26 protein-coding genes and 1 pseudogene are annotated in these 24,461 nt (G+C 38.1%); 9 read left to right on the top strand and 18 right to left on the bottom strand.

Features of this window, described 5'->3' with window-relative positions; genetic code table 11:
• Positions 1–115: 115 nt before the first annotated feature.
• Positions 116–1,678 (top strand): alkaline phosphatase family protein, encoded by a 1,563-nt coding sequence (locus QLQ22_RS14595; protein ID WP_284015044.1) that lies wholly within the window; start codon positions 116–118, stop codon positions 1,676–1,678.
• 119 nt (positions 1,679–1,797) lie between these two features.
• Here the strand turns inward: QLQ22_RS14595 and QLQ22_RS14600 are convergent, their stop codons facing one another.
• The 6 genes from QLQ22_RS14600 to QLQ22_RS14625 form a co-directional block, all read right to left on the bottom strand.
• On the bottom strand, positions 1,798–2,496 hold the full coding sequence (locus QLQ22_RS14600; RefSeq protein WP_423246262.1) for a polysaccharide deacetylase family protein: 699 nt from the start codon (positions 2,494–2,496) through the stop codon (positions 1,798–1,800).
• A gap of 156 nt (positions 2,497–2,652) precedes the next feature.
• Positions 2,653–3,072, bottom strand: a complete 420-nt coding sequence (gene fosM / locus QLQ22_RS14605; RefSeq protein WP_284015046.1) for a FosM family fosfomycin resistance protein — start codon at positions 3,070–3,072, stop codon at positions 2,653–2,655.
• Positions 3,073–3,403: 331 nt separating this feature from the next.
• Positions 3,404–4,081, bottom strand: coding sequence for an amino acid ABC transporter permease (locus QLQ22_RS14610; RefSeq protein ID WP_223435694.1), 678 nt, complete (start codon positions 4,079–4,081; stop codon positions 3,404–3,406).
• A 25-nt stretch (positions 4,082–4,106) separates the two neighbouring features.
• On the bottom strand, positions 4,107–4,955 hold the full coding sequence (locus QLQ22_RS14615) for a transporter substrate-binding domain-containing protein (protein ID WP_223435696.1): 849 nt from the start codon (positions 4,953–4,955) through the stop codon (positions 4,107–4,109).
• Between the two features lie 108 nt (positions 4,956–5,063).
• Positions 5,064–5,315, bottom strand: coding sequence for a DUF2164 domain-containing protein (locus tag QLQ22_RS14620; protein WP_338036975.1), 252 nt, complete (start codon positions 5,313–5,315; stop codon positions 5,064–5,066).
• 116 nt (positions 5,316–5,431) lie between these two features.
• Complete coding sequence (locus tag QLQ22_RS14625) at positions 5,432–5,776, bottom strand: avidin-fold protein (RefSeq protein ID WP_223435697.1); 345 nt, start codon at positions 5,774–5,776, stop codon at positions 5,432–5,434.
• 241 nt (positions 5,777–6,017) lie between these two features.
• Between QLQ22_RS14625 and QLQ22_RS14630 the strand changes: the two genes are divergently transcribed.
• Entirely contained in the window at positions 6,018–6,500 is a 483-nt protein-coding gene (locus tag QLQ22_RS14630) for a hypothetical protein (protein WP_252207030.1), read from the top strand.
• A 365-nt stretch (positions 6,501–6,865) separates the two neighbouring features.
• On the opposite strand, the gene QLQ22_RS14635 is transcribed toward QLQ22_RS14630, so the two are convergent.
• The gene (locus QLQ22_RS14635) at positions 6,866–7,315 is read right to left on the bottom strand and encodes a MarR family winged helix-turn-helix transcriptional regulator (protein WP_284015047.1); all 450 of its coding nucleotides are present in this window, start codon (positions 7,313–7,315) and stop codon (positions 6,866–6,868) included.
• A gap of 123 nt (positions 7,316–7,438) precedes the next feature.
• Between QLQ22_RS14635 and QLQ22_RS14640 the strand changes: the two genes are divergently transcribed.
• Entirely contained in the window at positions 7,439–7,879 is a 441-nt protein-coding gene (locus tag QLQ22_RS14640) for a GNAT family N-acetyltransferase (RefSeq protein ID WP_223435699.1), read from the top strand.
• A gap of 2 nt (positions 7,880–7,881) precedes the next feature.
• Positions 7,882–8,089 (top strand): annotated as a pseudogene (locus QLQ22_RS14645) (DUF6198 family protein); the annotation flags it as partial.
• A 265-nt stretch (positions 8,090–8,354) separates the two neighbouring features.
• On the opposite strand, the gene QLQ22_RS14650 reads toward QLQ22_RS14645, so the two are convergent.
• The 3 genes from QLQ22_RS14650 to QLQ22_RS14660 all read right to left on the bottom strand — a co-directional run bounded on the left by QLQ22_RS14650 (position 8,355) and on the right by QLQ22_RS14660 (position 12,066).
• On the bottom strand, positions 8,355–9,062 hold the full coding sequence (locus tag QLQ22_RS14650; RefSeq protein ID WP_223435700.1) for a GntR family transcriptional regulator: 708 nt from the start codon (positions 9,060–9,062) through the stop codon (positions 8,355–8,357).
• A gap of 85 nt (positions 9,063–9,147) precedes the next feature.
• Entirely contained in the window at positions 9,148–10,557 is a 1,410-nt protein-coding gene (locus QLQ22_RS14655) for a GH1 family beta-glucosidase (RefSeq protein ID WP_284015048.1), read from the bottom strand.
• A gap of 315 nt (positions 10,558–10,872) precedes the next feature.
• On the bottom strand, positions 10,873–12,066 hold the full coding sequence (locus QLQ22_RS14660) for a nucleoside transporter C-terminal domain-containing protein (protein WP_223435703.1): 1,194 nt from the start codon (positions 12,064–12,066) through the stop codon (positions 10,873–10,875).
• A 278-nt stretch (positions 12,067–12,344) separates the two neighbouring features.
• Here QLQ22_RS14660 and QLQ22_RS14665 point away from each other — a divergent pair, with 278 nt between their 5' ends.
• Complete coding sequence (locus QLQ22_RS14665; protein WP_223435704.1) at positions 12,345–12,833, top strand: KGG domain-containing protein; 489 nt, start codon at positions 12,345–12,347, stop codon at positions 12,831–12,833.
• A gap of 296 nt (positions 12,834–13,129) precedes the next feature.
• Here QLQ22_RS14665 and QLQ22_RS14670 read toward each other — a convergent pair whose 3' ends face one another.
• Positions 13,130–13,357: a helix-turn-helix domain-containing protein gene (locus QLQ22_RS14670; RefSeq protein WP_223435705.1), complete on the bottom strand. Its 228-nt coding sequence runs from the start codon at positions 13,355–13,357 to the stop codon at positions 13,130–13,132.
• Positions 13,358–13,585: 228 nt separating this feature from the next.
• Here QLQ22_RS14670 and QLQ22_RS14675 point away from each other — a divergent pair, with 228 nt between their 5' ends.
• A complete protein-coding gene (locus tag QLQ22_RS14675; RefSeq protein WP_223435706.1) occupies positions 13,586–13,855 on the top strand; it encodes a hypothetical protein in 270 nt (89 codons plus the stop codon).
• Positions 13,856–13,904: 49 nt separating this feature from the next.
• On the opposite strand, the gene QLQ22_RS14680 is transcribed toward QLQ22_RS14675, so the two are convergent.
• The 3 genes from QLQ22_RS14680 to QLQ22_RS14690 all read right to left on the bottom strand — a co-directional run bounded on the left by QLQ22_RS14680 (position 13,905) and on the right by QLQ22_RS14690 (position 18,680).
• A complete protein-coding gene (locus tag QLQ22_RS14680) occupies positions 13,905–14,981 on the bottom strand; it encodes a DNA alkylation repair protein (RefSeq protein WP_284016840.1) in 1,077 nt (358 codons plus the stop codon).
• A gap of 129 nt (positions 14,982–15,110) precedes the next feature.
• Complete coding sequence (gene cysI / locus QLQ22_RS14685; RefSeq protein ID WP_284015049.1) at positions 15,111–16,829, bottom strand: assimilatory sulfite reductase (NADPH) hemoprotein subunit; 1,719 nt, start codon at positions 16,827–16,829, stop codon at positions 15,111–15,113.
• Positions 16,830–16,856: 27 nt separating this feature from the next.
• On the bottom strand, positions 16,857–18,680 hold the full coding sequence (locus QLQ22_RS14690) for an assimilatory sulfite reductase (NADPH) flavoprotein subunit (RefSeq protein WP_284015050.1): 1,824 nt from the start codon (positions 18,678–18,680) through the stop codon (positions 16,857–16,859).
• 260 nt (positions 18,681–18,940) lie between these two features.
• Between QLQ22_RS14690 and QLQ22_RS14695 the strand changes: the two genes are divergently transcribed.
• Together QLQ22_RS14695 and QLQ22_RS14700 are read left to right on the top strand one after the other, a co-directional pair.
• On the top strand, positions 18,941–19,849 hold the full coding sequence (locus tag QLQ22_RS14695; protein WP_223435712.1) for a LysR family transcriptional regulator: 909 nt from the start codon (positions 18,941–18,943) through the stop codon (positions 19,847–19,849).
• 15 nt (positions 19,850–19,864) lie between these two features.
• Positions 19,865–20,044: a hypothetical protein gene (locus tag QLQ22_RS14700; protein WP_223435714.1), complete on the top strand. Its 180-nt coding sequence runs from the start codon at positions 19,865–19,867 to the stop codon at positions 20,042–20,044.
• 54 nt (positions 20,045–20,098) lie between these two features.
• On the opposite strand, the gene QLQ22_RS14705 is transcribed toward QLQ22_RS14700, so the two are convergent.
• The 3 genes from QLQ22_RS14705 to QLQ22_RS14715 form a co-directional block, all read right to left on the bottom strand.
• Positions 20,099–20,446 (bottom strand): hypothetical protein, encoded by a 348-nt coding sequence (locus tag QLQ22_RS14705; protein ID WP_223435715.1) that lies wholly within the window; start codon positions 20,444–20,446, stop codon positions 20,099–20,101.
• 172 nt (positions 20,447–20,618) lie between these two features.
• Positions 20,619–20,915, bottom strand: a complete 297-nt coding sequence (locus QLQ22_RS14710) for a hypothetical protein (RefSeq protein WP_223435716.1) — start codon at positions 20,913–20,915, stop codon at positions 20,619–20,621.
• A gap of 36 nt (positions 20,916–20,951) precedes the next feature.
• Complete coding sequence (locus QLQ22_RS14715) at positions 20,952–21,821, bottom strand: cation diffusion facilitator family transporter (protein ID WP_284015051.1); 870 nt, start codon at positions 21,819–21,821, stop codon at positions 20,952–20,954.
• 321 nt (positions 21,822–22,142) lie between these two features.
• On the opposite strand from QLQ22_RS14715, the gene QLQ22_RS14720 reads away from it, so the two are divergent.
• Positions 22,143–23,327 carry a M14 family zinc carboxypeptidase gene (locus tag QLQ22_RS14720; RefSeq protein WP_223435718.1) on the top strand — a complete coding sequence of 395 codons (1,185 nt, stop codon included), beginning with the start codon at positions 22,143–22,145 and terminating at the stop codon, positions 23,325–23,327.
• A gap of 95 nt (positions 23,328–23,422) precedes the next feature.
• Here the strand turns inward: QLQ22_RS14720 and bioB are convergent, their stop codons facing one another.
• Positions 23,423–24,421 carry a biotin synthase BioB gene (gene bioB / locus QLQ22_RS14725; RefSeq protein ID WP_284015052.1) on the bottom strand — a complete coding sequence of 333 codons (999 nt, stop codon included), beginning with the start codon at positions 24,419–24,421 and terminating at the stop codon, positions 23,423–23,425.
• Positions 24,422–24,461: the final 40 nt, after the last annotated feature.

The following is a 24,461-nucleotide window of genomic DNA, read 5'->3' on the forward strand; positions in this document are numbered from 1 at the left end:
TCTTACCTTCCCCTTATAAAAAATTCTTTATTCACTTTTTCATTGCGTTTTTTAACATGATTGCAGAGATATTGTAAATAATAAGGAGAACTTGTAAACCGAAGGTGGAGTCTGAATGAAGAATTGTGCACTAGCTCTTGTAACCCTTTCGATCATCCTGATTACCGGCTGCTCAGCAAATAATGATCAAGTCTCTCCAAACATTATTCAAACAAAAAACTCCTCTTCACCAAAAGTGATTCTTCTTGTTGTGGATTCATTAATGGACAAACCATTAAAAAAAGCGATTCATGAAAATAAAGCCCCTGCACTCGAATTTTTCCTGAACAACGGTCAGTACAGTAAAGAGCTGGTAAGTGCTTATCCAACTATGTCCGTTACCATTGACAGCACTTTGCTTACAGGAACAAGCCCGGATAAGCATAAAATACCCGGTCTTGTTTGGTATAACGAAGATGAACAGCGGGTGATCAGCTATGGGAATGGACTCTTAGAAACCTTAAAGTATGGAGTTACGAATGTGGCAGACAACAGCCTCTATCAATTTAATAACGAAGATCTAAGTAAAAATGTGAAAACAATCCATGAAGATCTGGATGATAGAGGAAAACAAACTGCCTCTATCAATGCAGTAATATACAGGGGAAATTATCAGCATACCTTAAGGGTTCCAAAAATTTTAGCAAAAACGACTTCCCTGCCGGACAAATACAATACAACCGGACCAAAGATATTAACTTTAGGAGATTTTCTTAATCAGGATCCGGAAAACAATCATGTGATAAATCGATTAGGTATTAATGATGCTTTTGCTGTTCAAGAGTTAACCTATCTTCTAAAAAACAAGCTTCTTCCTGACTTTACAATATTGTACTTGCCTGAAAATGATCATGCAGTCCATAGAAAAGGACCTAAAACAACGGATGGGATTGAAAAGCTTGATAAACATCTTCAAGAAATATTGAATACTTATCCAAAGTGGAATGACGCTCTCGCAAACACAGTATGGATTATTATGGGGGACGGTAACCAATCAGCTGTAGAAAAGAACAAAAAGAAAGCCTTGATCGACTTAAGAGATGCCCTATCGGATTACAAGCTTTTAAAGCTTGGTGATCAAGTTCAAAAAAACACTGAAATTGCTATTACTGCAAATGAACGAATGGCATATATATACAAACTGAAAAAGGATCCCTCTATAAAAAAAATAGCCAGTAATTTGCAGACAGATCCCCGGATTGCCTGGATTGCCTGGAAAGAAAACGATATGGTGCAAGTTATTTCAAAAGGAAGCAAAGGAACTCTCCAATTTAAACCTGGAGGCCCTTATCAAGATCGTTATCATCAAAACTGGGAGATAAAAGGGAACATGGACATTTTAGATTTGAAAGCAAATAGCCGCAAACAGCTTAGCTATGGGGATTACCCTGATGGTTTATCAAGATTGTATGGAGCCATTCATTCACAAGAAGGAGAATTTCTAATAGCGGATGCAAACCCCGGCTATGAATTCATAGGAGAAAGCTCTCCAGAACATGCTGGCGGAGGAGCCCACGGTTCTATGCACAAAGTCGATTCTTATGCTCCTATAATCGTTACAGGAACCGGGCGTCACATTGATCAATTACGGATTGTTGATTTAAAAAACTGGATTATTAATATCTTAGGAGAAGAATAATTACATGGGATATGACATCTAATACAAAAAGCAACCTGGTTCATTTCTCAGGTTGCTTTTTCTAATTGAATGTTTATGTATAAACAAAATTAAGACAGGATTACTGCCTTTATACAGTCCTAATATTTTTGTATTTCATTCACCGTAACGAATTTATAACCTTCTTCTGCTAATGATTTGATGATTTCTTCCAGTGCTTTTAGTTCTTTTCCAGTCTTATCGTACATTGGATGAAGCAAAATGATGGACCCTGGTTCAGTCTTTTCAGTTACATAACTTACTTTGTCAGATATGGAACTGTAGTATGTGTCTGGTTCAATGTCCCATGTGATTGTATCCATTTGACGTTTGTTTAAATAATAGGGAAGCAAGGCTAATTTTTTCCCGTTTGGAGGCCGAAAATCAATTTCTCCTTCATAGCCTGCAAGGCGTATTAAGTTGTTTGTTTTTTCGATTTCCTCCTTGATGAATGATGGTGACTTAAAAATCATTCTGCTGTGAGAATATGTATGATTACCAATCTGATGTCCCGCTTCCGCTATCATCTGTCCTTCTTTCGCATGATTTTCCAGCTCATTTCCGATTAAAAAGAAGGTACCCTTCGCATGATATTTATCCAGTATAGCCAATATTTCATCCGTATTTCCTGCTGGTCCATCATCAAATGTCAATGCAACTGCTTTTTGTGACGTTTCAACATTGCTGGTTAACCCGCCAAATAATTGAAAGGTTCTTGAATTCATTAAATGATACATAGAGAATAAAAGAATAATGAACGAAATTAATCCTATAAATGGTATGACATATCTTTTTTTCAACATAAACTAATACCTCTTACTTCTTTTCTTTATTTTGGATTATTTTTCAACTAACGAATACCCAATATAAACAAGAGTTTTACTTTAATTCTCCAAAAAAATACATGGTAACTAATTATATCATTTATGAAGAAGCAAGTATTTCCTCGTTTGAAATTAGAAAAATTCCATATGTTTTTTCTCCTGTCGATAATAAGTCAATCTGTCTTCCAGTGTACCCGTATGAAATTCAAACTTATGACCATCCGGGTCTGTAAAATAAATTGATTTTTTATCTTTCACATCTCTTGAACGCCCAGAAAGAATGTTTACATTTAACTTTTTCAACCGATCACACATTTTATCAAAATCCGCTTCATCTATTGAAAAAGCTATATGTGTATATGATTGATTATGTTCCCTGCGGGAAATATTTTTTTCCTCATTGAGAGCGAGCCATATGCCATTTAAATCAAAATAGGCAGTGCTTCTTCCTTTTACCAATAACTTTGCATCAAATACACGCTGGTAAAATTTGATTGAGTGCTCCAAATCAGTAACGGAAAATAAAAAATGATTCAAACCTTTAATAGTCATGCCTTCACCTCATTAAAGATAAATTGTTTTTTACTATTCTTCCGGTGCGTCAACTAGTATTTCAGTTTTAATAAAATCTATCATTATGAAAATTTTCTCATGGAATAATTTTTATTGCCTCCTGTTTAACTATAGATGGCTAAGTAAATATCTTGTTACATTAGTGTGAGAGACTGTTCATGCACGAAACAGGCTTAAAACGCTGCATACATCATTTCATGCAGAAGTCCTACTCCCAGCACTAAGTATAATCCATTTTAAAAAAAGATAAAATCAAAGAAGCCGGATTTTCTTATTAATGAAAATCAGGCTCCAATGCTGTGACTTTAATTTATAATAGGTATTCATATCTTTTTTCGAGGTAATTTTGGGCAATTGTCAAAAGAGAACAAATTCCCCAATAAATAAGGGCAACTAGAATATACATTGTCATGTAATCAAGCTCCCTTCCTCCGACTATTTTAGCCTGCTGAAATAGCTCCGGCACAGTAATCATCGCGGCCAGTGAGGATGCTTTCGTCAAATCAAGCAGCACGTTAGAAAGAGGGGGCAGCGCAATTCTGAATGCCTGCGGCAAAATAATTCCTCTCATCGTCTGCCAGTAGGAAAGTCCAAGCGACTTGGAAGCCTCCCACTGTCCGCGGTCAACAGAGGCTAAAGCTGAGCGGTTAATTTCTGCCATATAGGCTGCACTGTTTAAACTGAAGCCGATTAAAGCAGCCGTTATGGCCGTGAACTCGATGCCGATAATTGGAAATCCAAAATATAAAATAAACAGAATAACAAGAATCGGAACCCCTCGCATAAACGAAATATAGATTCTAGCCGGCCACCTGAAAAACGAGTACTTAGAAGTGCGTCCTAGTGCGAGAAAAAAACCGAGCACCAAGCCAATTGCCATGCTGACTAAGGAAATGAGCAGGGTATTCCAGATCCCTTGTATCACATATGGAAAAGACTCCACTGCAAGTTCATAATTAAAGACGTATTCCCACTGAATATCTCCCATCGCACTCACCTTCTTCAGTTACCAGTTACTCAAAATCAACATCCGGTTTTTTTGAAACATCAGCACCATCAAAGAATTTCTTCGAGATCTCTGAAATGGTTCCATCTTCATGCATTTCTTTTAATGCTGCATCCATGTTCTTTTTCAATTCAGCGCTTCCTTTTTTCATAATGATGCCCTGGCTGTTAGGGTTGAACTTGATGTCAGGATGAATGGCAATATTTAAGTCAGGGAACGCTGCAACCGCAAGGCGCTGCAGGTAATAATCATTTAAAATAACGTCGGTTCTTCCAGTTGATACATCTCTTAAGTATTGATCATTTGTTGCATTGTCATAAATGACTTCCTCTGCTCCGTATTCACGGGCAACAGCCATGTATGTAGTCGTTGCTTCTCCCGCTGCTTTCTTCCCTTTTAAATCCTCTAATGATTTTATTCCAGAAAGATCGTCTTTCCGGACCATCGCTGTACCGTATGAAAATTTATATGGATCGGCGAAATCGAATTTTTCTTTTCGTTCATTATTAATCATAATATCGTTTGCAGCGATGTCCACTTTTCCGCTTTGGATGGATGTCAGCATTCCGTCAAATGCCATCTCAGAAAATTCTGCTTCCAGATCCATGCGCTTCGCCATTTCACGAACAACCTCTACCTCATATCCAGTCAGCTCATTTGTTTCTGAATCGTGGTAAGACGTTGGATAAAGCGTGCCAGAAGTAGCAACTGTCAGCTTGCCTTCTTCTTTTATTGTATCCCATGCCGTTTTTTCTTCTTTTTTCTCTGCAGAACTGCTGCATCCGGCAATCACTAATGCAAATGCCATCATAATCATCATGGCATTCAGCTTCTTTGAAGTAAATAATCTTGTCATACGAATCCACCTTTTTTCTATAATCCTATAAAAGATAGCATTACAGCAGGGATTTCGCAATTTTTTTGTTCAAAAAAAGCTTACAGAGACTGTAAGCTTAACACTAATTTATCTTTTAATAGATCTTTCAAGTGCATAAAGATCTTCTTCCATCGTCTGCATTCTTTGTTCAACTAAATTTTTAGCGTCTTTAATCGCCTGATTATAAAAGTGTGGCCCGATGGATTCTTTAATGAACTCCAATAGATTTTCAGCCGCAAGCTCGCCAATTTCATCCCCATTTTCCTGGTAGTAGTAGCGCTGAATATCTTCAATCATCATCATTTTTTCTTCTTTGGTAAACTTAATAAACATCTTCATCAGCCTTTCTTTCTTGTTCTCTTCACTTTTTTGATGATAACAAGAAAGAAAAAAGAAAGGCAGACTGGTATTTTGAAAAATTCTGTGTACAAAGTGAAAAAGATCGTCTGATTATCTTACTTAACAATTTCCTCTATAATAGATTCTCCCTCTGTCTGATCCCGGTCAAACCACTGCCATTGTTCATGAAGTCTGATTCTGCCGTCAGATAATATCTCTGGCTTGGAAAAGCAGTGCCCTCCCCTGATTTCATTGTTTACATTGACGTGGTTATACTTAAATTCTAATGTACCATCCTCTTTAACAAGCCCAATTAATGTCCCTTTGACAATCTCTCCGCCTTCATAAGCTGCTGAAAGTATTTGGCCATCTTGTTTATACGTAAAAACAGTTTTAGAGGAGACCTCTCCATTTGCAGTATTTTCTACAGACACAAAGCGGCGATTATGGTAATTGATCATTTTGATTCTCCTTTATAAAAATTTTATGCCATCTTATCATATTTAATAAATGTATCCAATTATTTATTTCAATTTTATAAAAATTACGAAAAATTAATAGGATCGCATGTACAATATATTTCACGGAAGTGTGCTAATTGGCTTTAGAATTCCCAATTTATATGAATGGCCGATGACTACTGACAGACCACATTTAAATGGGATTTATATGATATTATTAAAAATAATGGATATTCCATAAATGGGCAGGATTGTTGAAGATAAAAGAATTAGGAGAGAGTTAAAAGTGGATAGACTTTCGAAAAAAACGGAGATATTTCTTGATGAAGAAATTGAAGAACAGGAATTTGTTGACCAAGTTTCTTGTTTTTATAAGAACGGATGTTACATCTATGCGATTATTCCAGAATATGAAGAAGAACTGTTTAACTCACTTTCTACGAATTTCATTTCAGTTAAATCCATTCCATTATCCCGTTTTTTTACTTGGGATACAGGTCATTTGGGGTATGTAAATGACAGTAAAAAACAATTTATATATGAATTTTATTTGCGGTCAACAACAATGGATTATATAGTTTTTTCCAAAGTAGATGTATCTGAGCATTTACAAAAGATAAACAAGAAAAACATTGATATTTATAAAATATTTGAAAGAAATAGGATTCCTCATATAACAATAGCGCCCGATGGTCAATGGTTAAATCTATTTGAGTATGAATAAAATTTTTCAATTATAGGAGGCTTATCCAATACAATGCAAGAGTTAGTCAAACATTGATTATCGGAGTGATATTGTTGAAAATAATTTATTATTTGAATTGCTATGGAACATCTTAAATTTTATTCCGAGAATGATTTGTCGCTTAATTAAAAGCATGGGGCTATTATGGAATAACTTATTAACTCAGTTCAACAATGAACTGAGTTTTTATATGCAAAAAAAGACACCGCTAAAAGCGGTGTGAATTAGTGTGCCAATCCTATTGCTATTCCAGGCGCTAAATACCGTGTATTTTCAGATTTTCTCTCCCAAAACGGAACCCCTTAGAAAAAAAGGCGAGTTTTTTCAAAATCCAAGTTATTTTTTCAGTATTCTCTCTTGTTTCCCTTTTTTACAAAGTCCCAATCGACCTCTATATTTTTTCTAACCTTTTGAAGAAGATTATAAATGATATCTATTTCTTCTTCGGAAAATCCAGATAATGCAACCATATTGGAGTATTCTCCTTCTCTCTTTAAAAAGGGATATACTTTTTCACCTTTCCCAGTTGGAAATAGTTTTTTAATTTTTTTGTTGTCATCATTTTTCTTTTCAATAAAACCTTGCATCGCAAGTTTTTTTATTGCACGGGCTGCTGTTGTTCGGTCTACCTTTATCATTTCTGCTAATTTTTCTTGAATAATTCCTGGATTTTCACAGATTCGAATAAGATACAAATACTGTCCTTTTGTAAGATCATATTCTTTAAATTCTATATTACTTATAGAGTCTAATGCCCTTGCTATCATTCCAATTTCACGAAGTATTTCCTTCATTCAAAAAACTCCCAACGTTTTTTGTTGCATTTACAACAATATTATTTTCCTGTATACTGTTCAAAGATATTTAATTTATTATGACTTGTCTGATTAAATAAATCCAGAAAGGGCTGAAGATAAGTGGAGTCAGAAAGAATAACTGTGGAAGATGATTTAAAAAAAGCATTTCATATCAGAAAAGAAGTATTTGTTAGAGAACAAGGCGTATCATTTGAAGATGAATTTGATGATTTTGACACACTTAATGGACTATGTGAACACATTTTAGTCTATTACAATCAACAGCCAGCCGGAACGGGAAGATTAAGAGTTGTTGATGGCTCAGGTAAATTGGAAAGAATCTGTATCCTAGAGCCTTACCGGAAATTTGGACTTGGAAAAGGAATTATTAAAGCGTTAGAAGAAATAGCTGAAGAAAAAGGAGTATCCAGGGTTAAATTACACGGTCAAACTCAAGCTGAGGGTTTTTATAAAAAACTTGGCTATCAGACTTCATCAAGTATATTTATGGAAGATGGAATTCCGCACATTTTAATGACTAAAGAATTATCTATTAAATAAGTATGAAAAGGTTAAGTAAATCGAAATATATTATTTATGGATTAAGGATCATGATCTTAACTCTTGGTATTTCACTGACTATACAATCAGACCTTGGAACATCACCTTTTGATGCAATTTGGCAGGAATATCTATAAAAGTAGGTCTTACTGCAGGAAGTTGGGAAATCATATAGCCTTTATCCTAATATTTTGTAATTCCTTTTTAAAACCATTCTATATAGAATGGTTTTTGATTTCCTTCTTCTGCCCTGACCCGTTTGTATAATAAGAAAAAGCTGCCGAAAATGGCAGCCTGCAACTGAAGTAAAGCACCCGTCAGTTGACAAGGATTTCTTCATAGCTTTATGTGTGAGCACCCACAATAACATAAAGGTAATTTGATTATTTACAAGACGAACGTACACTGAGCGATTTCAGGAGCACCATATAATAAACCGGATAAGAACAGGAGTCTTAACTGCTTAAATCTTATTTTATTTAAAATTGATTCGATTTAATATTTTTGCTTTTTGATAATGAAATAAAGAATTAGATAATTCAAAGATAGTTCCGTTAGTTAAGAATACTGTATTTTCAATGATCAATGCTGGATCATCCGGATTAACATGGAGCAATCTCGCACTTGCTTCATCGATTTTTTCGCAGTTGATTACTTTGTCGGCAAAACCAATGTTTAATTTTAAGTCCTCTATAAGGTACCTATAAATAGAACTCGATGCAATATCTTCATTTAAATATGGCACAATATCTTTTTTAAAGTAACTTATTTCAATTGAGAAGGGTTCTTTGTCTACAATTCGCAGCCGCTTAATATAATAAAGTTTTGTTCCCGCTTCACAGCGCATTTGTTTTGATTTTACTTCATCAGCTTCTATCACATGTAAATCCAAAATCTTCGTCTCAATTATTTTTGAAGTCAAATCTTTTGTTAATCCTCTAAGACTGCCTAAGTTAATATAATCTGATACCGATTTTTCCCGTAAAAACATTCCGCTCCCTTGCACCTGATAGATATAACCTCGATTGACCAGCTGATTAATGGCTTTTCGGATCGTATTTCGGCTCACTTCAAAATTTTTCATCAGTTCTTCTTCTGTCGGCAGCTTTTTCGTTTTATCAAATTTCCCATCCCTAATTTCACGTTCTAAACAATCTGCTATTTCTTTATATTTAACAGCCATATAATCTCCCTATCATTCGTTCAATCATTTTTTCTTTATTATACACAAAACCTCTTGATTAAAATCAAGAGGTTTTCCTTCTACTTTACAGCTCTTCTCCTCTCGTCTCAATAATATGCTTATACCAATGAAACGACAGCTTTTTCTTTCGGTTTAAATGATCATGATGATCCACGTAAATAAATCCGTATTGCTTTTTATAGCCGTTTAACCAGCTTAATAGATCAATGACAGACCATGCGTAATACCCTTTTAAATGTATGCCTTCTTTGATTGCACGCTTAATCACTTTTAAATGTTCCTCAATATATTTAATACGGGGAACATCCACTATTTCCCCATCAATAATCGGATCCTCATCACCAAGCCCGTTTTCTGTTACATACATCATAATATCACCATAACGATCTTTCAACATATGCAGTCCGTCTAAAAATCCTTGAGGCGAGATTTCCCATCCCCATTTTGTATATGTTTTATCTTCCATTTTTACGGTCCGATAAAAACCATCAAAAGACGGGTTGCCTGGAGCCAGAGTAGATGTTTCTCTTGAATGTTCCTTAGATGAATCCGCCTCATGATTTTTTTCTACTCGAATGGGCTGGTAATAATTAAGTCCTATAAAATCATTTTTTCCCGCATTTCTTTTTATCGTATCCAGTTCTTCTTCTGTCCAGCTTGGCGTCCAGCCTTTCTCCTTTAACTGCTCAGCCACATAAGACGGATATTCACCTTTTAATATTGGATCATAATACCAAAAAGTTTCATATTCATTGGCATGCCTGGCAGCTACTACATTCTCATGTTTATCATCTATGCTGTAAGCTGGCAAGAAAACATGGGTAATACCTATCTCCCCGTAATGATTCAGTTTTTTATAGACTTCTACGGTTTTTGCATGTGCATAAAACACGTAATGCGTCGCTTGAAAGTACTTCTTCTCATCGTTTTGGATACCAGGCGGATGTGCTCCTTTTAAATAGCCTAATCCGCAAAACATAACTGTTTCATTGAACGTAATCCAATGTTTGACGCGGTCGCCGAATGACTGAAAACAAATTTCTGCATACTTGACAAAGGCGTCAGCTGTTCGCTTATTTGTCCATCCTCCGTCTTCTTCAAGAGTCAGAGGCAAATCCCAATGATACAGTGTAACGAATGGAACAATACCATATTTTAAACATTCATCAATCACATTATTATAAAATTCCAAGCCCTTTTCATTGACTTCTCCGTCTCCTGTCGGCAAAATACGGGCCCATGAAATGGAAAAACGGTACGATTCAAGCCCCATCTCTGCCATTAACTTAATATCTTCTTTGTAGCGATGATAATGGTCTATGGCTACATCTCCGTTTGTGCCGTTATACGTTTTCCCCGGAATCTTTGAAAAGACATCCCAGTTCGTTTTACCTTTACCATCTTCATTCCAGGCGCCTTCTATTTGATAAGAAGCAGAAGCTGCTCCGAATAAAAAATCATATGGAAACTTCATTTTAAACCCTCCATTTTTATATCAGCTCACCTAATTCATTGCCATATATTATATTTATAGGTACAAATATTAATGTGATTATATCCTTTTTTTCAATTTTTGACTACATAAATTTCGTAACATATTAAAACATACGTATAAAAGACAGTATCTGCGGTAATGGGAGAATTAAATCCAAGCGCCATTAATAAAGAAAAAAGACGTTAATCCTTCTGAATTAACGCCCCCTCCTTAACTTGAAGATGAAAGTAACCTTACTTTTCCCCTTATTGTATCTTGTTTTCCTTCTTACATTCTTTTATATCAGTAACCTATTTACCAAATGAATAATCCAACAACCATAGCACTTAACAAGGAAACAGCCATTCCGCTCAGCAGCATCTTCCAGACATTCCTTCCGATAATGTGCGATTTTTCTTCATCAAGGATGGAATTAAATGTTCCATAAATCATGCCTACTGTACTGAAGTTGGCAAATGAGGTGAGGAATGTCACTGCAACGGCCACAGTATGCGGAGCAAGGGTGTCAACTTTATCTTTTAAATCGAGCAAGGCAACAAACTCATTGGTAGCAAGTTTGATTCCCATTAATTGAGCAACATACATCGCATCACTCCCAGTTAAACCTAGCAAGAAAGCGAATGGACTAAAAAGAACTGAGAAGATTTTTTGAATCGTCAAACCGTTGACAAAGAAACTTAATATACCGTTTAAGCTGGCCGTCAATGCTACATAACCGATTACCATAGCTGTAATGACAATAACCATCTTGATTCCCACAAGCATACTGTTAGAAATAGTGGAAAAGAAATCTTTACGTTCCTCTTTAGTAGGAACATATACGACATCCTCCTCTTTGCTGACAGCTACAGGATTAAGCATGTTAGCGATCAGCAGTGCGTTTAAACAGTTTAATGGAATAGCAACAAACACATATGTAGCAGGAACCATGGATAAATAAGCCCCGATAATGGATCCGCTAATACTGCTCATGCCCATTATTCCAAATGTCAGCAATCTCTGAGTTTTTATAGCACCAAGCTGGAGACGCAGAACAGCAAGAGCTTCGGTATTTCCAAGGAACATCATCTGAATGGAAAAAAAGCTCTCAAGTTTTGGCAATCCGGATACTTTTGAGATGAGCCAGCCTACTTTATCGATAATCCAGGTCAGGATACCGAAATACGATAAAATGTCAAAAAACGTAATAATGAAAATAATCGGCATTAATGCACTGAAAAAGAAATCTACCTGCTCATTTGCCATTGCTGATGGGAAAACAAAAGAAATTCCTTCATTTGCACAAGCAATCAGCCAGGTAAAGAAAGCTGCAATTTGATTGATGACCCATGTCCCGATTTTAGTCGATAACATGAACCAAGTAATTATGAATTCAACAACGATCAAGGTAAGAATAGCTTTCCATTTAACATTCCTTTTATTAGGTGAACAAATATAAACAATTCCAATTACCACTAGTACACCCAGTATATTTAACAAGAAATACATCCTATCACCCTCCTTGATTTATCATTGCCAATATCTTTTTTTATATTTGTGAAAAGATTATCGCTCTTTCATTCCATCCTGTTAGCACTGGCACAACAGGATAAAGGGATTAATTGATAATCATATATAGAAATGATATTTTCAGTTTTATTTATCTAATTATTACATTCTTATCTAGTACATTTGGCCGTAATGATAAAAAAGCAGTTTGATTGCTAAGCTGACGGGTATTAAAAAAGTGTGGTTAAAAAATCCAAATTTATTAGGAGGTATTTTCAATGGCTAATCAAAACAATGGCAAAATGAGCCGCGAAGAAGCAGGACGGATGGGCGGACAGGCTACAGCTGATTCTCATGATAAGGAATTTTACCAGGAAATCGGAAAAAAAGGCGGCGAAGCAAATGCCGCTCAGCAAAATCAATCGAATTCTAACAACAGCAGTTCAAACAATAATGATAAAATGAGCCGCGAGGAAGCAGGACGCAAAGGCGGACAAGCTAGCTCCTCTAACCAAAACCAATCGAATTCTAACAACAGCTCAAACAATAATGATAAAATGAGCCGCGAAGAAGCAGGACGCAAAGGCGGACAAGCTAGCTCCTCTAACCAAAATCAATCGAATTCTAACAGCAGCAGCTCTGGCGATAACGGTAAAATGAGCCGCGAAGAAGCGGGACGCAAAGGCGGACAAGCTACAGCTGATTCTCATGATAAAGAGTTTTACCAGGAGATTGGGCAAAAAGGCGGCGAAAAAAGCAGACGATAAAAGGATGGACTACAATCACACCTTCCAGTAATGGAAGGTGTTTTTTGTTAGTTGAATATTAAAAGTCATACAAATAAAATGGTGAGAACCCGCTTCCAATCACAATTATCCTTTATTAAATGCTGTCTTATATATGATCTATCCTGCCTTCTTTTATGTCCCCCCTTCCTCATAATCTCCTGCCCCTGAAGACCTATTCTCTAAATGAGAAGTTGGAATAGATTTAATAAAATGGATTTCTCTCCGAAAAAAGGCGTTTCCTTTTTTATAGGAAACGCCTTTTTTAAACATAACGATTAATTTATTTTGTTTTTCTTTTGAAAATGCTCTTTATCAACTAGCTCTGATGCTGGAACATCAAGGACAGTGGAGAGTTTTAAGATGGTTTGGGTATCGGGAACTTTTACACCGGATTCATACTTTTCGATGGTTTGCCGTCCAAGTCGCGCTTTAAAAGCAAGTTCTTCCTGACTCATGTTTTTCAGCTCTCGGTAATGTTTTAAATGTTCACCAAAATGAGACATGCTTGATTCCTCCCTAAAATCATCCAATTTTCTACTTTTAGTTTATCACCATTCAGATTTCCTGGATACTTGTAAACGTGAACATTATGTTAACAACTTTTAAACACAGTATGAATTCTTTATTAACGTTTTCAACTATTTTTTTTAAAAATTACTGATAAATAAAATTCTTAAGGGAAATATAAAACAGAATTAACAATCATTCTAATTAATGGAAGGAGTAACACAATGAATAAAAGATGGTTATCTGTACTATTTAGTGTATGTTTCTCTGCTTTAATTTTAGCTGGATGCGCGACTAATGATGATCAAGATCCGGCACCCCCAGAAGAAGAGCAAAATGATGAAGCTCCTCAAGAAGAACAAAATGGAGATGTGCCTGGTTTAGATGAAGATGACACAATGAACAAAGATGACGAAGAAAATGGAGAGAAAGATCCAGAAGATCCAATTGAAGACCCTGAAGATATGAATGATAAAGACAGACAAGATGACTAATGAATAAAGTCCTCCTCCGAGGACTTTTTTTCATTGTTCCAGCAGTCTGTCATTTGATGATAAAATCTTTCTCTGCTTTTACTGTACCATTAATAACGATCGATATGGTATGTATTCCTTTATAATGCTTTCTTGTTGTTAAATCTTTAAAAGCGTGAGTTTTTGTGATGGTGTTTTTTTCTCCCTGCTTCATATGGCATGTTTTCAGCATGAATATCTTTCGGTTTCGCTGTCCCCGTGATTTCACATAATCTATTGCATATTCCAACCTGACAGGAATTGTGCTTTCTGCTGAAATATGAAATGTAAACTGAATACTGTCTCCAATCCGGATAGTATCGGGATGAAGTGTCAGATGCTCAATTTTTATTGGGCTGTCATTTCCATATCCAAATAACGCAAGTGCTTCTCTGTTTCCTTTTTTAAGCAATGAACGGCAGGCATGTTTGATTATCCAATCCGTATAATTGTTCTTTCCGATCCATTCATTCGCAATGCTTAAAACAAACTCAGAGTGTGTATAGGAAATATCATTTAGATGATTGGCCACACTCTTGCGGACATATAAAGAATGATCATTTTTCAGGTTTTCTAAGATCGGCAATGTTTGCCGGGGTTCTTCTTTTAATGAAGGAACCGCTGCTCCCCAAGGAAGTCTTGGTCTGCTCCCTTCGCTAGCAAGTCTTCTTACATGCTCATTCGAATGGGTAGACCACTTCAGCATTTGCTCAAGCATACGCTTTCCATCTTTAATTAAAAAAGGACGGACTGCAAATTCTGAAGTTGAGAATTCTGTAAAGTAAGCTAATGCATGCATTGATTCATCCCATTCCTGCAAACCATATTGCTCCACGTAATCGGGGAAAATGATGCCGCCAAGACCATTAAAATGAGGTGCAATTTTATATAAAATCTGGAGAGCATCCTGATAGTCCTCAGGCAGTGAATTTTTTAAACACACTGTAATCTTTCTCATCCGCTGCTTTAGCGCTAAATTCTCCCAGCCTTCTTCAAAGAAATGTGTCCGGAATTGTTCGGAATCAAATAAAGAGTATTCTTGATCTATTGCAGCAATTAACGCTTCAATAAAAGATTCATTATAAATATTTTTCAGGGCTTCAGCCATCATTTCTACCTTCTTTTATAGGAAGTACTATCTAAACTAACTATACACGAACGTACATTCGTTTTCAATCCACTTCTATTATTCCCTGTTTCTTTCCAAAATAAAAAGACAGGAAGATCCTGTCTTTCATCAATCATGAAAATTTGTGCCGTCTGTTACTTCTTTTATGACACCTGCCCGAACGACAAAGTCTCCAAAGTGTTCTTTCTCTGTCCGTTCTTTTGCGTAGCGTGAAAGAAGGACGCGAAGTTCGCTTAAAATCTCTTCTTCCCCGATGTTTTCTCGGTACATCTTGCTCAGGCGGCTGCCGTCAAAAGCTGCGCCCAAATACATATTGTACTTGCCTGGGGCTTTGCCTATAAAGGCAATCTCACCCAAAGCATGGCGTGCACAGCCATTTGGGCAGCCAGTCATTCGAATGGTTATCTCTTCGTTTCGCAATCCGTTTTCATCAACGATTGCTTCAATTTTATCAATCAGCACCGGCAAGTAGCGTTCGGCTTCAGCCATTGCAAGGCCGCATGTCGGCAGGGCAACACATGCGAGAGAGCTGCGGCGAAGGGCAGAGTAATGCTTGCCGTCAGTCAGCCCGTATTGGTCAATCAGATCGTTGATTTTTTTTCTTTGATGGCTTGGGACATTAGAAATAATTAAGTTTTGATTGGCAGTAAGCCGGATTTCACCTTTATGGACTTTTGCAATCTCACGCAGACCGGTCATCAGCTGGTAGCCATCAAAATCTGCTACGCGTCCGCCTTCTACAAAAAGAGTAAAGTGCCACTTGCCTTCCATTCCTTTTACCCAGCCATATCGGTCACCGTTATTGTCAAAGTGATAGCTCTTTGCTTCTTCAAGATTCCATCCCAGGCGGTTTTCAAGTTCTTCTTTTACCGTATCCAGCCCTAAGCGGTCAACTGTGTACTTGAAACGGGCATTTTTGCGGACAGAACGATTTCCATAATCCCGTTGAATGGTAATGATCTTTTCAGCCACATCGACAATTTGATGAGGAGCGCAGAATCCAATTACTTTTGCCAGCTGCGGATATGTCGCTTTATCACCGTGGGACATTCCCATTCCCCCGCCGATTGCTATGTTGAACCCTCTTAGTTTTCCTTCATCCACGATTGCAATGAAGCCAAGATCCTGTGAAAAGACATCGATGTCATTTGAAGGCGGCACCGCAATGCCGATCTTAAACTTCCTCGGCAAGTACAGCGGACCATACATTGGCTCAACTTCTTCTGTGTCAGGTGTTCCCGCTACTTTTTCTTCATCAAGCCAAATTTCGTGGTACGCTCTCGTGCGAGGCAGCAAATCATCACTCAGTTTTCTTGACCATTCATATACTTCAGAGTGAATGTCAGATTGATAAGGATTCGAAATGCACATCACGTTCCGGTTTACATCGCCGCAGGCAGCAATGGTATCCAGCATCGAAGCATGAATTTCCTGAATGGTAGGCTTCATATTCCATTTTAATATGCCGTGCATTTGAAAGGTCTGGCGCGTAGTCAGCTTTAACGTGCCATTTCCGTACTTTTGGGCAAGATCGTCCATTACAAGCCATTGTTCTGGCTTTGCCACCCCGCCCGGCATGCGGACACGGAGCATAAACTGATAAGCAGGTTCAAGCTTTTGCTTTTGACGCTCATTTCGAAGATCACGGTCATCCTGCAAATAACTGCCATGATGCTTCATGAGACGGTTGTCATCGTCAGGAATTCCGCCACTGATCCGGTCCTGCATGACTTCCTTCAATGTACCGCGCAAATAATTGCTTCTTTCCTTAATATCTTCTACATCACTTGGCGGGCCATCCGGCGCTGTTAATAATTTGTTCACCATGCTGAAATACCCCTTTCAATCTAGAACTCAGTATACATCACGCTGATAGCGTTTTTGCTGCTGCATATCTGCAAGATACTCTTCTGCTTTTTCACGGCTCATGCCGCCTTCATTTTCAAAAATCTTAATTAAAGTGTTATGAACATCATGGGCCATGTTTTTCTCATCGCCGCAGATGTAAACAACCGCTCCCTCTTGGATCCATTTAAACAATTCTTTGCTCTGTTCAAGCATCCGGTGCTGCACATAAACTTTTTCATTCGTGTCACGGGAAAACGCAACATCCATTCTTGTCAGCACTTCGTTTTCAAGCCATTTTTGCCATTCTGTCTGGTAAAGGAAGTCCGTTACGAAATGCTGATCACCGAAGAACAGCCAAGACTTTCCTTCTGCCCCTGTTTCTTCTCTTTCCTGAATGAAAGAACGGAAAGGCGCTATCCCAGTCCCAGGTCCAACCATGATGATCGGTGTATCCGGATTTTGAGGGAGCTTAAAATTCTGGTTCCGCTGTATGTAAACCGGAAGGGTCTCCCCTGGCTGAAGCCGCTCTGCACATAAAATCGAGCAGACGCCGTTTCGCTCACGCCCATGAGTTTCATAGCGAACAGCTCCGATTGTCAAATGGACTTCATCAGGATTTGCTGATAAGCTGCTTGCAATTGAATAAAGACGGGCAGGCATTTTTCTTAGAATCGAAACGAATTCTTCTGCTGATGCATTCCATGGTCCAAAATCTCTGACCAAATCAAGCAAATCGCGTCCTTCAATGTATGCTTTAGATTTTTCTTTTTGTTCAGGCAATGTCAGCTCCTGTAATTCCGCACTTTCAGAAAACTTAGCTGCCTGCTCAAGAAGAGGCTTTGTTAAAACCGTGATTTCATAATGGGATATAAGTGCTTTTTTAAGCGGAAGGACATCCCCCTGTTTATTTACGGTTATCTCTTTATCAGCATCCCAGTTCATCTCCTGAATCAGCAAGTCAACTAGTGCCGGATCATTTTCCGGGTATACGCCAAGGCTGTCACCCGGCTCGAACGAGAGCCCAGATCCTTCAAGGGACAGCTCAAGATGGTGTGTTTCTTTATTTGAACCGCGTCCGTTTAAATTAAGATTCTCAAGCACTTCTGCACGAAATGGGTTTGTTCTGGAATAAACGGATTCAGTTACCTGTAAAGATGATGTCTGTACAGATGATTCCTGACTTCCTCCCGGATCCTGCATTAAGCTGCCAAGAACTCCCTGAAGCCATTCTGCTGCTTGATCATCATAATCAAGATCACAGTCTGTTCGCGGATAAATCCGTGTGCCTCCAAGTTCTTCAAGCTTCTGATCAAAGTCCTTGCCTGTCTGGCAGAAAAACTCATACGAGCTGTCACCAAGAGACAGAACGGAAAAGCTAAGGTCATCAAGTTTAGGCGCGCGTCTGCCGTGCAGAAATTCGTGAAACGAGAGCGCATTATCCGGCGGAGTGCCTTCTCCATGTGTACTTACGACAATCAGAAGGTTTTTTACTTTCTTTAATTGATTCGGCTTAAAATCATTCATCGACGAGATCGTCACTTGCAAACCCTGCTTTGAAAGAGTTTTGCCTGCATTCTCAGCAAGTGCTTGAGCATTGCCTGTTTGTGATCCGTATAAAATGGTTACTTCTTTAGAGACGGCTGCCTCACTGCTTTGTACAGTCAATTCTGATGATTGAGTCCCCGGTGCTGTCTGAATCGACTGAGACTGAGCTGCTGTTAAATACCCTGTCAGCCAGATTTTCTGTGTTTCTGACAGCGTTGGCAGAATGCGGTTAAGGAGCTCTGCCTGCTCCTGACTGAACGGACTGTTAGTTACCTGAAGTTGCAACGTTTCCCACCTCACAAAGAAATTTAACACTTTTTTCAAATCATTATTAAGGAAAAATCCAGTTTATTTTATAGAAAGAAAGAATCATTTTGATTATCCCTATAAATTAAGTTGGTTTTTAGAGTAAAATCATACCTATCGATTTACCTTTTTCTCCAATTAAAAAATACTATTTCTACTTTACCCGAAAACAGAAAATTAGTAAAATACATTTAATTTATTGTTATAATTAAGATTACTAATCATAAGGTGGGCTTCTTTTGTATTATGACGCATTAAAAACATTTGTGACCCTTGCAGAGATTAAGAACTTTACGAAAACAGCCGAAAATCTCCGTATGTCGCAGCCGAGTGTAAGTTTGCATATTAAAAATCTCGAAAAAGAATTTCAGACGACGTTATTTTTGCGTTCGCCAAAATTCCTGCAGATTACTCCGACAGGCGAGATTTTATATGATCGCGCAAAACGGATGATTACCCTTTACGAACAAACAAGACAGGATATTTTAGAGCATCAGAATTCGATAAAGGGAGAACTGAAAATTGGCGCCAGTTTTACCATCGGCGAGTATATTTTACCGTCTTTACTCCTTGACCTTCAAAATAAATACCCGGAGCTTGAGCTGCAGGTTCTTATCGGAAATACAGAAGAGATCATACAATCTGTCCGCATGCACCAAGTAGATATTGGCCTTATAGAAGGACAGACAAATGAAAAAGAGCTCTCTGTGCATCCATTTATGCAGGATGAGCTATTTATTGTTTCCTCCAGAAATCATGAGCTTGCTTCAAAAAATGAGGTGACATTCGCAGATCTTCAAAATCAGCCGTGGGTCACAAGAGAAGTAGGTTCAGGCACACGCGAATTCCTCAATCATGTGATCCGGACTAACGGATTAAAAGTGAAATCGCTTCTCACTATAAGCAGCAATCAGGGTATTAAGGAAACCCTGATTAATGGCATGGGACTATCCTTTCTATCAAGAAGTGTCATTGAAAGAGATGTACAGAATAAAAACCTGTCCATCATTAAAATGAAAAACCAGAATTTTACACGGACATTGTCTTATATTTATTCACCAGTCATTGAAGATAAGAAGATTGTAAAAACATTTATTCATGCTCTGCAGCAAAAATGGCCGAGTGTTCAAGAGCCTCAAAACAAATAAATAAGAGGTGCAGGAATGAAAAACTCAGTTTTTCGAGTATTCATGATTATAATGGGTGCCTGTGTTGGCGGATTAATCGTTGGAGTTAATAAAGGAGAGTTTCCGTTAGGGGTTCTCGCAGGGTTTATTGTTGGCGGACTATTAATATTGTTCGTTTCTTACTTAAGAAAACAAAAAAATAATCAATCTTTTTAGATAGAAAATGCTTCTCTTTTAATTCAAAAGTTCAAAAGAGAAGCATTTTCACTTTTAATTAAGCAGAATGATCTCCCTGGCTTCCACCTCTCTGCTTTCCTTGCTCTTACTGATTTTTTTCCGATCGGCTAAAACAACTTTAATATCTAATCCTGTTGTAAAATGCCTAGCTTTGAGCTTTTTGCCATGATTGTCGCGAAAAATGGTTTCATCTGACAGCTTAACAGTACATGGATACCCGGCGGATTCCCCTTTCTCCTCACCCTTTTGCACCTCTTTAGAACAATCCACTTCAAAATATCCTTTTTTAATATCGCTGATTCTTCCTTCAAAAGATTTTGATGATGAACAACTAATTAAAAAAATACTAATAAAGGCCATGAGAAAAATCATTTTTCTCAATATGGAGCCCCCCTTTTTTTCATCTATGTAGTTATGTAGTTCTCGTTTCAGCAGTGATTTCCTCTTACAATCCTTTGGGATTCCTTTTATTTATCGAATTCAACTTTATTCCAATCAAATCAATAAAAAAACACTTCTCTGCTATGAAAGAAGTGTCTTTTCTATTTCATATTTATTTTGTCTCTTTTTTCTTCACAAATAAAGCTGTGATCAAACTCAATACAGAACTGAGCATCAAAGTAAGTGTGATATAAATCGTTAATAAAACTGATTCTAAGTCCCGATCACTGACATTGATCCATTCAAGAGCATATGGTGCAGCAAATACAGCAGCAGCAAGTATGGCAAGCGTAACTGGAGGAATTAACCTTCTTGTGTAAGGCATTTTCATTGTCCAGAATATGGATGCTCCAATGATGATAATCGGCAGTCCAATGCGGATCAAATTTGTAAGCAGGTTGGTATCCATCGGTTCTCCCTCCTTTTTTTATAAGCAAAAACAGATTCAATTCGGTTCAACATGAACATGTACATTGTACACATCATGCTTGTTCATTAAAATGTTTTCAACTTTTGTTGAAATATCATGCGCATCCCGAATATCCAAATTTGAATTGACGAGGATGACAATGTCGACGACTGTATTGTTTCCATAGTTTCTTGCTTTAATTTCTTTGACGCCTTTTACCCCATACAGCGAGAGAGTCGTTTCTTTAAACGCCTGAATTTCCTGCTCATCAAATCCGTCTGTTAAATGATGAGAGGCTTCTCTGAAAATATCCAAGGCTGTTTTACAAATCAGAAATCCCACAACGACAGCAGCGAGAGGATCCAGCCAAGGAAGTGAAAATTGGGATCCAATAATGCCGATTGCGATCCCAATGCTGACCCATGCGTCTGAAAGGTTATCTTTTGCAGCGGCAATAACTGCCTGGCTTTTGATTTTCTCGCCGAGTTTTTTATTATAGCGATATACGAAATACATAATAGCAGCACAGAAAATCCCTGTCCATGCAGAAAGTAAATCAGGCGATTCCTGTTTCCCTTCAAAAACTGACATGACTGCCCCATAAAGAACTTGAAGCCCTACTGCCATCATAATGAAAGATGCAACTAGGGAAGCCACCGTTTCCGCTTTCCAATGCCCATACGGATGATCCTGGTCCGGTGGCTTTTGAGATAGTCTTAAACCTATTAACACTGCAATCGACGCAACGATATCGGTCGCATTATTTAATCCATCAGCCTTTAAAGCTTCTGAATTTGCTGTATATCCGATCATGAGTTTTAAAGCAGATAAACACAGGTATGCAAGGATGCTTATGATGGCGCCGCGCTCACCCAGTTTTAAATCCGCATATTTTTGTTGTTCCATCCAAAAGTCCTCCACTTTTTATTCCTTGACCATCTTACCAAGTAAGGACTGAGTGGGTCTACAGCAACCTTTTTTCATAATACAACAATAGTAATGTCAGTCAAAAAGAGTTTGCTTCAGCTAAAACTTATTCCTTTAGAAAACCTTTTATTTCGTGAGGCGAAAGAACTTCCGTCTGCTAGGAAAATAGATTGGAAGAAATAACAAATTGAAAGTTCTTGTAGAACCATAGCGTCATTTTTGTCAATTCAGAAAGGATTGGAAGATTTTTTGCAGTATATTCTGATTGCAGTTAGAACTATTAAGGATGAGGTGACTGGATTGAAAAAAAAATCATGGAAAAAGATTTTAGGTACCGCTGTTTTAGCTTCTGTTTTTGTCTTTCCGCAGGCAGGAAACATGGAAGCCGCTAAACCATCTGCAGGCGAAACATTATCAACACAAGGTTTTATTGATTATGCGGAGCTTAAGCAAAGGCTTACTCAAATTGAGCAGAGCAGCAGCGGAAAAGTCTCTGTGGATGTGGCAGGCTATACGAATCAGGGGCGTGAAATTTACACGGCCAGAGTCGGTGAAGGAGACAAAGTTCTGCTCGTTCAAAGTGAAATTCATGGAAATGAAAAAACAGGAACCGCTGCATTATTGAATACGCTTCAAAACATTGGCTCAAGCAATTCTGCTGAAGCCAGTAAAATCAGAGAAGAAATGACGATTGTGGCCATTCCAATGATGAATGTGGATGCTTCTGAATTAGATCGCAGAGGAAATGATTTAAGCTGGCAGGAGGTCGTGGAAAGATACCCGCAATTAAGTTCAGCCACGCCATCATGGAACTATTATACGAGAGTCCTGCAAAGTGATGATTATGCAGCAAACCCAGGATTTGATGTAAACCGTGATTTTCATCCTGACTTAAACTATGTGCCAAATGCAGCTGATTTCCCTGGTGCTTCCAGCAAACCAGGCTGGTACATAACACCTGAAGCTCAAACAGTAAGAGACGTGTATAAAGATCTTCAGGCAGAGTTCGGTAAAGTCGATGTATTCATGGATCTTCATCATCAAGGATTTCCATATGTTGGTGACACAGGAGAAATTGCGACAATGTCAATCTCTGCACAGTTTGTTCCAGACCCAAGCTCAGCTGAAGGAGCAAAATATGCTCAATATGCAGCGGACTACAACTATGATTTCTCAAGACAGCTGAATGTTGCCGCATATGAAGCCCTTCAGGCAAAAGGAGATTCTGTATTCACGAATATCTCCCTGTATGAGCAAGGTCTTGATCTGCCGGGAACTGCACTGGGTTCATTTGCATTAAATGGAAGCGGAACCGTCCTTTTCGAAGTGAAAGGACAAACACAGAACTTTGGTCAAAAACAAAAAGGAATGCTCGTGAAAACAGTGGAAACTGGTTTAATGGGCATTATCAATGGCGTAAGTGATGAATCTGTATATACTCTTGATCCTGAAAAGTACGAAGCGATTCCTGAATCTACTTATTAATCTATTAAAAAAATGAATTAGCAGACTTTCATAATTAATCCGACTTAATTGTGAACAAAAAATGGTCCCTCCTCATTTAGGAAGGGACCCTTTTTTTATACAGTCAACGCCTCATTTTCTTCAAAATCAAACTCTACTTCGAATCCTAAATCCTTCAGCATTTCATGGTCACTTGTGCTTTCCTGGCCTTTAGTCGTTAAATAATCGCCGACGAAAATAGAGTTCGCAGCATAAAGCCCAAGCGGCTGAAGGGATCGAAGGTTCACTTCACGTCCCCCGGAGATGCGGATTTCTTTTGTCGGATTGATAAAACGGAATAGTGCAAGGACCTTCAGGCAATAGCGCGGATCAAGGTCGTCCGTCCCCTCAAGCGGAGTGCCGTCAATCGCATGAAGGAAGTTAACGGGTATCGAGTCTGCATCAAGTACCTTTAAGCTGTATGCCATGTTGACGACATCTTTTTTCGTTTCTCTCATGCCGATGATGACACCTGAACATGGTGAGATCCCTGATGCCTTGACAGCTTCTATCGTTTCAACACGGTTATCATATGTATGGGATGTTGTAATCGATTCGTGATGTTCCTTTGATGTATTGATATTGTGATTGTAGCGGTCAACTCCTGCTTCTTTTAGGCGTGAGGCCTGATTTGGCTTTAAAAGACCAAGACACGCACATACTTTAAGTCCATAATGTTCTTTTATGTCTTTCACTGCAGATACAACCGTGTCCAATTCTTTTTCAGATGGTCCCCGACCGCTTGCCACGATGCAGTATGTGCCAACCTTCAGATTATAAGCCCTTTCTGCTCCAGCAAGAATGCTTTCACGGTCCATCATGCGGTACTTTTCAATCGGCGCGGTTGAAATACTGGATTGTGAACAGTACCCGCAATTTTCAGGGCAAAGACCTGACTTCGTGTTGATGATCATGTTCAGCTTTACTTTTTTTCCGTAGTAGTGCTTGCGAATTGTAAATGCACCCTGCAGTAAACTTAATAGTTCATCATCATCAGAGTTTAAGATACTCAGTGCTTCCTCTTCATTTAATTCTTTTCCATTTACTACTTCGTTTGCAAGTGTTAACCAGTCCATGGTAATCCCTCCATCATTTCCTTCTCTTTCATGGTAAAGA

The organism is Metabacillus hrfriensis (assembly GCF_030127205.1).
In the GTDB taxonomy this organism is placed as follows: Bacteria; Bacillota; Bacilli; order Bacillales; family Bacillaceae; genus Bacillus_P; species Bacillus_P dongyingensis.